The sequence below is a fragment of the Paenibacillus sp. R-74696 genome, from assembly GCF_055814915.1.
The window spans coordinates 632,467-643,871 of the sequence record NZ_JBPULM010000045.1 but is presented as its reverse complement, the minus strand read 5'-3'; the positions used below and the strand labels follow the sequence as shown (position 1 = coordinate 643,871).

The following is an 11,405-nucleotide window of genomic DNA, read 5'->3' as shown; positions in this document are numbered from 1 at the left end:
CCGTTACAATAAACACTATTTGCTGAAACGGCATTTTCATGAAGTGTCGCTGCGAGGAGAACTGGAGCAGGCTCCGGCCGATCGTCCTTTGCTGATTATTATGAACCACAGCAGCTGGTGGGACGGGCTGCTCGTCTACCATATGATTCGGAGCGAGTCGCAGCGGCAGCATTATATGATGATGGATGAGCGGCAAATGAAGCGATATGCTTTTTTTCGCCGCATTGGCGCTTTTTCGGTCAATAAGGAAAATTTGCGGGAAACGGCAGCCTCGCTGCGTTATGCAGCTGACCTCATGCGCAGCGGCGGAGCCGTCTGGCTGTTTCCGCAGGGTGATATTTTTCATTTGGAAAGCCGTCCGCTGCAATTTCAGACGGGGGTCGGCTATTTGCTGGAGCGCTGCCGAGATGCAGCTGTGCTGCCTGTAAGCTTGTATTATACGATGGGGCTGCATCAGAAAGCGTCTGCCTCCTTCTCTATTGGCAGCTTGATCGAGGCAGACTGGTGCGCTCTGGGACGCAAAGAAGCGACTTTGCTGCTGGAACGCAGGCTGGAGCAGCAGCTCGACGAGCATCGGCTGGCTGTTATTGCGAGTGCAGACGGCGAGCAGGATGGTTTCCGCCTGCTGCTGGAGACCGGTCGCTCGGTCAATGAGACGTTCGACCGGATGAAGGGGAGGACGGCGAAATGGAAATCGTTTTTTGGACGATAGCAGCCGTTCTGGCGCTGCAGCTGCTGTTCGTGGTATGGAATTTACGCCAGCTGCCGCAGCTAGGAGGCACGGGGGAAGGCCGGCTGTGGCTTGCTGGAGGCGAGGGGCCGGTCGCTGACTTGCCGCCAAGGCTGTCCGTGCTTATTCCAGCACGCAACGAAGCGGAGCGAATTGGGGCCTGCGTGCAGGCGGTGCTGGCGGCGGAGCAATCGCCGCTGCTTGAGGTGCTTGTGCTGGATGATCAGTCTGCCGATGGCACGGCTGATGTGGCGATGTTGGCCGCGCAAGGAGATAGGCGCCTGCGCGTGCTGCGGGGGGCGGACTTGCCAGACGGCTGGCTGGGCAAGTCGCATGCTTGCCAGCAGCTGGCGCAGGAGGCGCGCGGCGAATGGCTGCTGTTTCTGGACGCCGATGCGACGCTGCGGCCGGGAGCTCTGCATGCCGCGATGGACACGGCGCTGCGTCAAGGGAAGGGGCTGATTACGGGCTTCCCCCATCAGCAGACTGGGTCTTGGCTGGAGCGGCTTGTTGTGCCGCTCATGAATTTCACCATCGCCTGCCATCTGCCGATCGGGCTGGTGCGTGGCTCTGCTGACGCCAAATTCGTGGCGGCGCATGGCGCTTTTCTGCTGATCCATGCCGAAAGCTACGCGGCGATTGGCGGACACCACAGCTTCAAATCCAAGCTGCTCGATGATATGGAGATGGCGCGTGCGGTGAAACGGGCGGGCTTGCCCATGACGCTCGCCGATGTATCGGGGCAGGTGAGCATGCGCATGTATACAGATGCAGCGGGCGTGTGGAACGGCTACAAGAAAAATATTTTTGCCGGAACGGGTCGCCAAACGGGCCTTCTCGCGGCACTGGGTATATTTTATGCGCTCATCTATTTGCTGCCGCCTGCTATGTTCATAGCAGCTTTGCTTGCTTACGCCGTTTTTTCGGCAGGGACGCTGGCAAGTACGCTTGCCGCCTGCTTGCTGCCGGCCGCGATAGGCTGGCTGCTGGCGGTCATCATTAAAGGGGTGATCGATCATCGCGGCCGCTTGCCAGTGTGGTTTGCTTTCTTGCTGCCGGCCGGCATTGTTATGCTTATTGGCATTGCTGCCGCGTCATGGCGTGCAGCGGCGAGCGGGGAGGGGTATTTATGGAAAGGCAGGCGTTATCTATGAAGCGGGTTGTCATCATTGGCGGCGGCATCGGTGGTTTATCAGCGGCGGCCCGCCTTGCGCATGCAGGCTATGCGGTCACTGTGCTGGAGCAGCAGGAGAAAGTGGGAGGCAAGCTCCAGCGTATCCAGCTTGGGGAATATCGCTTTGATCGGGGGCCAAGCACAATAACGATGACGCATGCTTTTCGCAAGGTGTTTGTTTCAGTAGGCCGCCGCATCGAGGATTATATTGATTTTTATCGTCTGGAGCATGGAACGCGCAACTGCTTTGCAGATGGCTCGGTCGTGGATTTATCCGCTGACCCGGCTGTGATGGAGGAGCAAATTTCCGGCTATAGTCCGGAGGATGCGCGGCGGTATCGGGCTTTTATGGCCGAGGCAGCGGTGATGTATGGACAGGCGGAGCGTCATTTTATGAACAAAATGATGGTTTCCTGGCAGGATAAGCTGAGTCCTGGGCTAGCGGCAGCATTTGTCCGCATTCGCCCGCTGACGAAGCTGTCCGTGCTGCTGCGCCGTTATTTCCGTCATCCCAACACGCTGGCCTTGTTTGGACGTTATGCGACCTATGTCGGCTCGGCCCCTGATCGGGCGCCAGCCATCTTCGCGATGCTGCCGCATGTGGAGGCGGAGCTTGGCATTTTCGGTGTTCGTGGCGGCACGTACAGCATTGTTGAAGGACTTCGCCAGCTGGCGGAGGAAATGGGGGCGGAAATACACACCTCGACACGTGTACAGCGCATTGTTGCCAGTGGCGGTCGTGTAAGCGGGATAGAGACGGACGGCGGTTTTGTGCCAGCTGATCTGGTTCTCGCGAACGGTGATGTGCTGTCCGTATGCCGAGATTTGCTCGGCGAGCAGCTGCGGCCCGCGATGACAGACCGCAAAATGGCAAGCTACGAGCCTTCGCTGTCCGGCTTTGTCACTCTTGCCGGCATTCGCAGACGTTACGATAAGCTGCTGCATCATACTGTATTTTATCCGCAGCGGTATGGGGAAGAATTTGAGGCGATTTTCGAGCGCCGCGTGGCGCCATCTAATCCTGCGATCTATTTATGCTGCTCCGCCTATTCAGAACCGGACATGGCGCCGGAAGGCGGCAGCAACCTGTTTATTTTAGCGAATGCCCCTTATACGTCGGACGCTTGGAGCTGGGAGAGGGAGGCGGAGCGTTATCAGGGACGTCTGTTGAAGCAGTTAGCTGCCTATGGCTTGGAGGGACTAGACCTTAATACGGAGCAGCTTGCTGCTTATACGCCGGAGGATCTGGAGCGGGATACGTCAGCATTTCGCGGCGCCATCTATGGCATTTCCTCGAATTCAGCGAAGCAGACGTTTATGCGGCCGTCCAATCGTGCGGATTTGCGTGGACTGTGGTTTGCAGGTGGAACGACCCATCCCGGCGGAGGAACGCCGATGGTTGCCATGTCAGGGCTGCTCACCGCAGAGGCGATGATTCGGCAGCATTCTTGAGAGAAACTAATGGTGCAAAAGAAAAGCCGCGCTTGGCTGGGTGCAGTAATGCATCCAGCCAAGCGCGGCTTATTTTTTAAAAATATAGGAAAGGATCTGATTGTCCCATCCATGCTCTATATTTCTCGGAATAAAACGCGCTGCGCCGCCAGTGGACGGCGACAGCCGTTTCACCTTGTAACCATACAGAGGGGCTTATGCCCACAAACTAAAAAGGGTCAAATAAAATAAAAAACCCTTCTAGGATTAGAGGGCCTGCTTGAAACAACTTATTAAATATCGGGACGACACGATTTGAACATGCGACCCCCTGGTCCCAAACCAGGTGCTCTACCAAGCTGAGCTACGTCCCGAGAAAAAATGGTGCCGTCGAGAGGACTTGAACCCCCAACCTACTGATTACAAGTCAGTTGCTCTACCAGTTGAGCTACAACGGCGTGGTTATGAATCGGACACAAGATGTATTATGCCACAGAACTTTAGGAGGATGCAATACCTTTTTTTAATTTTTCGAAAAAAAATTCGGGCAGCAGTCAAATGCCCGAATCGGCCTATTTTTTAACTTTAAAATGAACGACTGCGCTGTACAGCATTTTCCCGCGATCGGGATGAAAGACCGCATGATGGCTAATGGCGTGAACTTGTAAAAGCAGTGCCTTATTCGCTTCAATTTGCTGGTCAATATGCTTCTCCAGCGTTCGTAAGTCAAAAGCCTCAAAGAATTCGATTTTATCCTCAATTAAATCTAGTCGGAAATCCATTATTAACCCCCTCAAATCTCTTGCATGTCTAGCTTTCGTTAATAGTATAACGTTGTTCAGAACTAGTTTCAAAGTATCATGTCAGCTAATCACGCTTTTTGTAATTTACAAAAGGGTTTCCCTAAATTATACTTTAAAAGTGTCGAAATAAATAGAAAATTACATACTGAAAAAGGCAAACTTATTGAAAAATAAGGGCGCAAAGTTATGGGCCTAAGGTATTAAGCTATGGCTGCCAAACCACCGGTACAGGACTATAGGCTGATTCAGCTATTCAACTCGTAACGGTGGTTGAATAGCTTTTGTTTTTTTTCAGTGTATTAGGAGAGATGGAGAGAAAATGGCGATTAACCGATTGAAAGAGGCAAAATGGTTAAAATGGACATCAAGAATTTCTGATTTCTTGAAGAGACAAAAGGTCACAACGAAGCTGCTGTTCATCACTTCACTAATTACATTGTTTAATGTGGTGGCTGGCGGTTGGATTTTTATGCAAAATGCTTCGGTTAGAAGTGCAGTGAATGCTTCAAATGAGCTTCAGGAGGCCAAAAAAGAATATCAAGGTGTATCGGATTCAATGCTGCGCACGCTGCTTTCAATGATTGATGCGGTAGAAAACGGCAGCACCGGCGATGATGGCATCAATTTGGCGCTTAAGACGATGCCCGAGCGGGTAGAACATCTGAAGGTTACACTAGAGTCGCTGGATGCGAAATATCCTCACGGAGATAATGGCAACGCCTATTCGAACCAAGGCAATGTGTTTGGGCTTGCTCTGGAGCAGCTTAATAAAGAAAACGGCAATCACAGCCTGCTCTCGATTGAAGACCGTTCCGCCAAGGTCAAACAGCTTGTCAGTACATATACGATTGTTCTCAGCTTTGCGAATGAAACGGTAGAAAAATGGCTTGAAGTGGATTCGGTTGCAACACAAGATGCATTGAACAGAAGTCTTGCGGCTGCCAATACGATTATTATAATCAATATTGTGCTGCTTGCCGTTTTGCCGTTCATCATGTCCTATTCGTTAAGCCGAAATGTGAAAAAAGGCATCGTTGGCTTAATGAAGCGAATTGCCTCCTATCAAAATAACGATTTTACCTATGATGGGAAGCTGGATCGCCAAGATGAATTTGGTCAAATTGACCGTTCGCTGGAGCAAATGGGAAGTGCGCTTCGCGACACGCTTCGTTCGACTATGGATGTAAGCACGGTTGTTCTGCAAGCCTCGCGCAATATGGGTGACATGATTGTTCGCAATCAGAACGCTTCCGAGCAGGTTAAAGAAGAGATTGGCAACGGCAAAACGATTTTGATGACCCAGTATGATGATGCTACTTCGATCTCGGCCGTAACGGAGCAAATATCGGCAAGCTCGCAGCAAATTGCGGCTTCGACCGAATATATTAACCGCGATATGAAAGAAATGAGAGAGTCGTCGCGCACAGGCTCCACCGATATGAAGGGCGTCGTGCAAATGGTCAATCAGACGGTGCAGCAATTTGCCCGAGTAACCGAATCCTTTGACCGGATTAATGAGCGCTACAATAATGTAACGAAGTTTTTGGGCGGCATCCAGGATTTGAACACACAGACGAATTTATTGTCGCTGAATGCTTCGATTGAATCGGCGCGTGCAGGCGAGCATGGCAGAGGGTTTGCTGTAGTAGCAGAGGAGATTCGCAAGCTGTCGAGCCAGACGGATATCATTTCCAAAGATATTACGAAGGAGCTTAAGCTTATTCAGAACGATTTTGCCGACAGCAGCCAGAGCTTGAGCAGCTTCTCAGAAGTGATTGAAACGACGAAGCAGGCATCGGTGACCGCGAGCGAAATGTTTAACGGCCTGGAAAATCAAAGCAGCGTCTTGTCCGAGCAAATGGGCGAAATCTCCGTCGGTATTGATGAAATTACAAAGGGCATCACCGATATTGTTGGTTCTGTAGACAAGCTGCTGCAAACCTCCTCCGAGGTGAATGGCAAAATGGAGCAGATGAGCGGAATGTCCGAGGATCAATTTGAGGTATCGATTCAGCTTCAAGAGCTAGCTGAGAAACTACAGGGCTCTTCCACTAATTTGCGCGAAAAAGCGGCTGTATTCAAGGTGTAAGCTCGCTTTTAATGGATTAGTAAATGGAACAATAAAAAGGAATACTAAAGAGTAAATAGCTGCTTTCAGCGCCCGTGGGCGATTGGAGGCAGCCTTTTTTTTATCCAGCCCTTTACAACAACAGAATACTAGTGTACTATTTAGATATAACACTAACACATTAACACGGAGGTGACTTATGCCGATTGAATTTGACAACAACCAGCCAATCTACATCCAGATCATGAACTACATTAAACAGCAAATTATTAGCGGGAAGCTTAATCCCGGCGATAAAATCGATTCGGTGCGCGAGCTTGCAGTGGAGCTGCAAATCAATCCGAATACGATACAGCGTACTTTTCAGGAGCTGGAGCGTGAAGGCATCGTCGAAACAAGGCGGGGACTTGGAAGATATGTAACGAGCGAGGAGGCGGCGATTGTGAGTATTAAAAAAGAGATGGCGGCTGCTTTGCTCGGACGTTTCATTCAGGGGATGCGCGATTTGGGCTTTAAGCAGGAGGACATTGTAGCGATAGTATCGGAAGCAGTTAGCAAGGAAGAGCAGAAATAGGCGGGGGGAGAATATACGAATGAAGAAGATTGTTGAACTGCAAGCCGTAACGAAAAACTACGGATCGAGAAAAGCGCTGCATAATATTAATTTAAACCTGGAAGCTGGCAAAATTATTGGTCTGCTTGGCAGCAATGGCAGCGGCAAGAGTACACTCATGAAGCTGGCGGCAGGACTCATTCAGCCAACCTCAGGAAGCGTTCGAATTTGCGGGGAGCCGATTGGCATCGGGACAAAGGCGGTTACGTCCTTTATGCCGGATCAGCCGGTAACCGAGTCGTGGATGCGGGTGAAGGATGCCCTTCGTTTTTTCAGTGATTTTTATAAGGATTTCGATCAGGAGAAAGCGGGGAGCATGCTCGACTTTTTGAAGCTGGATCGCAATGATCGCATTAGCTCTTTATCCAAAGGGATGAATGAGCGGCTGCAGCTCACGCTGTCGCTGTCGCGTCAAGCTAAGCTTTATTTACTCGATGAGCCGATAGGCGGCGTTGATCCCGTCGCGCGGGGCAAAATTTTGGACGCTATCGTTAAATTTTATAATGAAGACAGCTGTGTGCTCATCTCGACGCATTTAATTACAGATATCGAACGGGTTTTCGATGAAGTCATTTTTATTCAGAACGGCGAAGTTTCACTGCGTCAGGATGTGGAGAGCATACGCTCCAAGCATGGTAAAAGTGTAGATGAACTATTCAGGGAGGTATTTTCAGAATGATAAACTTATTGAAATATGACTGGAAACGCAATGCGAATTTAATTATGGGCTCGGCGGCGGCGCTTATTATTTTGCAGGGAGCACTTTCCTTTTTTACTGCAACGCGTAATTGGCAGCCTGCAATGTCGCTTACATTAATGTTCATGGGCTATTTATTCGTTGCCCTCATGTTGATCATATTTTCCTCAAAGACTTACTCCCATAACCTTAAATCGTACGGTCGCCGCTTATTGCCGCTGGCCACGTGGAAAACAATCGCTTCGCCTCTTCTGCTGCAATTCATATTATCGGCTGCACTGAGCGGACTCGTGCTGCTTCATATCTGGCTGTTTAAATGGCTCTCTCCAAGCACCTCACTGGATTTATTGAATCCGCCTAATTTCGAGACGGGCGTCCTGTTTTTTATTTTGATATTTTGGATGGTTCTATTTTTGATGCTGATGGTCTATTTTTCGATTACAGTGGGGCATCTCTTTAATAAAAAGCTTTTTCCATGGGTAGCAATAGCGGTCTTCGTCCTGCTGCAATTTTTCATGGGCTATGCGGAGAAATGGTTGTTTAACGATGATTTATTCGGCACGATGGCCTCAGAGTCTACCTCTTCAAGCTTGACAATCTTAATGTCCCCAACAGGCGAAATTTCGATTGGAAACTGGGGCGTTATGTCGTTTGAAATCGTGATCAGTGCTATCCTTGTGAGCATCATGCTGTACTTGCTCAGCAAAAAGCTGGATGCGTAGAGGAAGGCGCAGCGAAGGCCTGCAAGCCAAAGGTTGACAAACCTGCCATTAGCGCGTGACAATATTCGTATACAACTTCGAAGATAGAAGGGACAACGAACTCATGACGCTAATGGAAAAATTCAAGCTGGCTGCCGCAGGCTATGATGCTGCTACCGTTCAGTCTATTGTAATTGAACCGCTGCTTATTGAACGTGGAGCTACTCAGCAGGTTGCACCTTATTTGCAAAAGAAGGGCTATCGCAACGTTTTAATCGTGTCCGACAGCATCACGTACGAGATAACTGGAAAACACCTGGAAGCGAAAATTGCCGCTAGTGATATTGCCGTTAAGGCAACGCTGATCAAGCCTGACAAACAGGGAGATGTCATTGCGGACGAAGTATCCATTGTGCAGCTGCTGCTCGATATTCAGCATTATGCTGCGGAAGTAGTCATTGCGGCTGGCTCCGGAACACTTCATGATATTACGCGTTATGCGGCCTATACGGCGGGCATTCCGTTTGTATCAGTCCCGACCGCTCCGTCCGTTGACGGCTTCAATTCCAAGGGAGCTCCGATTATTATTCGTGGTGAAAAGATTACGATCGCCGCGATTGGCCCGGACGCGATTTTTGCCGATCTCGATGTGCTTACGCAGGCTCCTGTCGCGATGGTTGCCGCAGGCTTTGGCGATATGCTCGGCAAATATACGTCCTTATTCGATTGGTCCTACGGCTCGCTAGCGGGCGACGAAGCTTATTCGGATATCGTGGCGACGATTACGCGTGACGCTTTAATGCAGTGTGTGGAAAATGTAGAGCTGATTGCATCACGCAGCGAAGAGGGCATTCGCGTGCTGATCAGCGCCTTGATCGAATCGGGCCTTGCGATGCTGCTGTTCGGGCAATCCCATTCGGCCTCGGGTGCGGAGCATCATTTGTCCCACTACTGGGAAATGGAATATATTCGACTTGGCAACCGTCAACTGCTGCATGGAGCGAAGGTTGGCGTCGCATGTGCAGAAATTTCTGGGCTCTATCACCGCTTGGCTGCTGAGCAGGTTCCAGCGATTAGCGGGACGGAGCATGCGGAGCGCATCAGCCAGCTGATCGCGGAAATTCCGAATGAGGAGACGATACGCGGCTGGCTGATGCGAGTTGGTGGGCCGTCGACAACGGCTGAACTAGGTGTGAGCGATGAGTTGCTTGCCCGAAGCTTGAGTCAGGCGCATCTGGTGCGGCCAAATCGTTATACGCTGCTGAGAGCGTATAACGAAGGGGCGGGAAAGTAATATTTTATAGATAGCGAATGGAGTGGCGTCGTGGTGCGAATGTGAAGCTCCCATAAAAACCCTAGGGGATTCGCACCTCGAAATTTGTCGAATCATACATAAAATGAGTGAATTCTTTAAAAGTCAAGAAATTTTTGCGAATGTGCTAGCATTATTTTGTTGTGATTTAGATAAATGAATGCCATAATGGCACTTATTTATCTATTTTTCGCTGTCGCACTCTGTGTGAGTGCGTGGATTGAAACACCATACTAACCACGATCATCCTCCAGCAGCTGAGTCGCACTCTGTGTGAGTGCGTGGATTGAAACACCTCATGCATGCCTATAGCAGGCATATCATGATTTGTCGCACTCTATGTAAGTACGTGGATTGAAACTGCAGCTCCTGTTGGTATCTGGATGCAATCTGCATGTCGCACTCTATGTGAGTGGGTGAAATTTCACGTAATTAAGCTACTAATCCTAAAAAGTTAGGGGAAACTTGTTAAATCTGTTAATAGCCATATATCTAAAAGCATAAGAAGCTTTGTTCTATAAGGCTTCTTTTTGCTAAGTAACAATATTAATAAATATATTTTGATTCTCAAGTAGGTGATGTTTTCTTTTTCAAGCTAATATTTAACTGAGGGATTACATTTGGTCGATATGCCATATCCATTTCGAATGATGTGCCTTTATTGTCTTGGTGGAGCGAATAAACGGTTGCTATATCAGGGTGTGTAAACATACGATTAAAGGGATATCGGCAACTTGGCGGACACAGAATCCGCTATTTAACCGGATAACGCTTCATTGAGAATTAGGCGGACACAGGAGCCGCTAATGCACTGCCAATTGCCCTTTTGAAGGAATGAGGGAGGCAATAGCGGATCTCCTGTCCGCGTACAGGCTGAAAACAAATAAAAAGCTAAAATAGCGGAACCTCAGTCCTTCTAAAAAGGGAACGGTTCCCATCTGACCATTCATTCACATTATTACCTCCTCCAGTCCGCGAACTTGAATAATTAGTTTAGAAGGTACGTGCCTCAAACAAATGTCCGATGCAATGGGGAGCAGAGCAACTTAGGTTTGTATAAGGATTCGTGGTCCAAATGAGCGTTCAATTTCATGACTATTAGTCATGAAATGAACAAAAATAAGACCGCCAAAAGTCACAGGCGGTCACGCATTTTTCTAACCATTCGTACTGTCTCCCCTAAGCGCAACAATTCTCAACCTCGTTGAACCCTACATAGCTAAACATATCCGAACATATCCAGGCACTCACTTCATAACCATCAGCAACAAATGAATCGCCGCAATTATCCCCATTGGATAAATAAAGGCGCGTGAGAACGTATTTTTGAAGCCATTGCGGGGATGCTTTTCAAAAAAGAGATGCAAAATAGCATGGATGATAAAAAATATATCCAGCACCCAAAACGTAACCGTCTGATAATCGCTGAATAGCAGAGCGAGTATGATCGTGTACATCGGAAGATGAATGAAGGTGAACACCTTATAGGCTTTCGCATCCTCCATATCCTTAAGGAAGATAAACAATCGCCATTCCGAATGGCGGATCGCATCCATTTCGTGCAGCAGAAACAAAGATAGATTGAACAAAAATAGCACTAGCAAAAAATCGGGCATAGTCAGCCTCCTGCAATTTTATAACAGCACGGTAGTTTATGTATTTCATTTATATACTCGAAAAAATATATAAGCCGCCTTCTCTATACGTATAAATGACGACAAAGTAACAAAATAACCATTTTGAGGTATGTACAATAAATGTCTGAACTCCTAATCTCATGAATAGGCAGGCAGTACTATGCCAATCGCCGCACATATTTTCTCAGAGGCTTGACGCTTTCCGCGCTCCGCTATATGGTTAGAGCAGAGCATTAAAG

At 48.9% G+C, this 11,405-nt stretch carries 11 protein-coding genes, 2 tRNA genes and 1 riboswitch; of the genes, 8 read left to right on the top strand and 5 right to left on the bottom strand.

Translation table 11 applies throughout. From position 1 onward, the window contains the following. Nucleotides 1–43: 43 nt before the first annotated feature. Genes ACSR9A_RS23130 through ACSR9A_RS23120 form a run of 3 tightly spaced genes read left to right on the top strand, consistent with a single transcriptional unit; the run spans nucleotide 44 to nucleotide 3,356 of the window. Nucleotides 44–712: a lysophospholipid acyltransferase family protein gene (locus ACSR9A_RS23130; RefSeq protein WP_473759742.1), complete on the top strand. Its 669-nt coding sequence runs from the start codon at nucleotides 44–46 to the stop codon at nucleotides 710–712. Further along, complete coding sequence (locus ACSR9A_RS23125) at nucleotides 688–1,884, top strand: glycosyltransferase family 2 protein (protein ID WP_473759740.1); 1,197 nt, start codon at nucleotides 688–690, stop codon at nucleotides 1,882–1,884. The genes ACSR9A_RS23130 and ACSR9A_RS23125 overlap by 25 nt, the downstream gene beginning before the upstream one ends. After that, a complete protein-coding gene (locus ACSR9A_RS23120; RefSeq protein WP_473759739.1) occupies nucleotides 1,860–3,356 on the top strand; it encodes a phytoene desaturase family protein in 1,497 nt (498 codons plus the stop codon). The genes ACSR9A_RS23125 and ACSR9A_RS23120 overlap by 25 nt, the downstream gene beginning before the upstream one ends. Nucleotides 3,357–3,635: 279 nt before the next feature. Here ACSR9A_RS23120 and ACSR9A_RS23115 read toward each other — a convergent pair. The 3 genes from ACSR9A_RS23115 to ACSR9A_RS23105 form a co-directional block, all read right to left on the bottom strand. After that, nucleotides 3,636–3,709: transfer RNA gene (locus ACSR9A_RS23115), tRNA-Pro, on the bottom strand. A gap of 8 nt (nucleotides 3,710–3,717) precedes the next feature. Beyond that, nucleotides 3,718–3,793: transfer RNA gene (locus tag ACSR9A_RS23110), tRNA-Thr, on the bottom strand. A 114-nt stretch (nucleotides 3,794–3,907) separates the two neighbouring features. Continuing rightward, nucleotides 3,908–4,117 (bottom strand): YrzA family protein, encoded by a 210-nt coding sequence (locus tag ACSR9A_RS23105; protein WP_056041703.1) that lies wholly within the window; start codon nucleotides 4,115–4,117, stop codon nucleotides 3,908–3,910. Between the two features lie 164 nt (nucleotides 4,118–4,281). Then, a riboswitch (cyclic di-GMP riboswitch) is annotated at nucleotides 4,282–4,365 on the top strand. A 92-nt stretch (nucleotides 4,366–4,457) separates the two neighbouring features. Here ACSR9A_RS23105 and ACSR9A_RS23100 point away from each other — a divergent pair. From ACSR9A_RS23100 to ACSR9A_RS23080, 5 genes are all read left to right on the top strand, one after another. Next, entirely contained in the window at nucleotides 4,458–6,227 is a 1,770-nt protein-coding gene (locus ACSR9A_RS23100; protein ID WP_473759737.1) for a methyl-accepting chemotaxis protein, read from the top strand. Nucleotides 6,228–6,405: 178 nt separating this feature from the next. Then, on the top strand, nucleotides 6,406–6,780 hold the full coding sequence (locus ACSR9A_RS23095) for a GntR family transcriptional regulator (protein WP_473759736.1): 375 nt from the start codon (nucleotides 6,406–6,408) through the stop codon (nucleotides 6,778–6,780). Between the two features lie 19 nt (nucleotides 6,781–6,799). Further along, complete coding sequence (locus tag ACSR9A_RS23090; RefSeq protein ID WP_473759734.1) at nucleotides 6,800–7,498, top strand: ABC transporter ATP-binding protein; 699 nt, start codon at nucleotides 6,800–6,802, stop codon at nucleotides 7,496–7,498. Continuing rightward, nucleotides 7,495–8,238 (top strand): hypothetical protein, encoded by a 744-nt coding sequence (locus ACSR9A_RS23085; RefSeq protein ID WP_473759732.1) that lies wholly within the window; start codon nucleotides 7,495–7,497, stop codon nucleotides 8,236–8,238. Before ACSR9A_RS23090 ends, ACSR9A_RS23085 begins: the two co-directional genes overlap by 4 nt. A gap of 103 nt (nucleotides 8,239–8,341) precedes the next feature. After that, on the top strand, nucleotides 8,342–9,511 hold the full coding sequence (locus tag ACSR9A_RS23080; RefSeq protein ID WP_473759731.1) for a sn-glycerol-1-phosphate dehydrogenase: 1,170 nt from the start codon (nucleotides 8,342–8,344) through the stop codon (nucleotides 9,509–9,511). Nucleotides 9,512–10,332: 821 nt separating this feature from the next. Here ACSR9A_RS23080 and ACSR9A_RS23075 read toward each other — a convergent pair. Together ACSR9A_RS23075 and ACSR9A_RS23070 are read right to left on the bottom strand one after the other, a co-directional pair. Continuing rightward, entirely contained in the window at nucleotides 10,333–10,479 is a 147-nt protein-coding gene (locus ACSR9A_RS23075; protein WP_473759729.1) for a hypothetical protein, read from the bottom strand. Between the two features lie 297 nt (nucleotides 10,480–10,776). Then, on the bottom strand, nucleotides 10,777–11,145 hold the full coding sequence (locus tag ACSR9A_RS23070) for a DUF6713 family protein (protein WP_473759728.1): 369 nt from the start codon (nucleotides 11,143–11,145) through the stop codon (nucleotides 10,777–10,779). Between the last annotated feature and the right edge of the window lie 260 nt (nucleotides 11,146–11,405).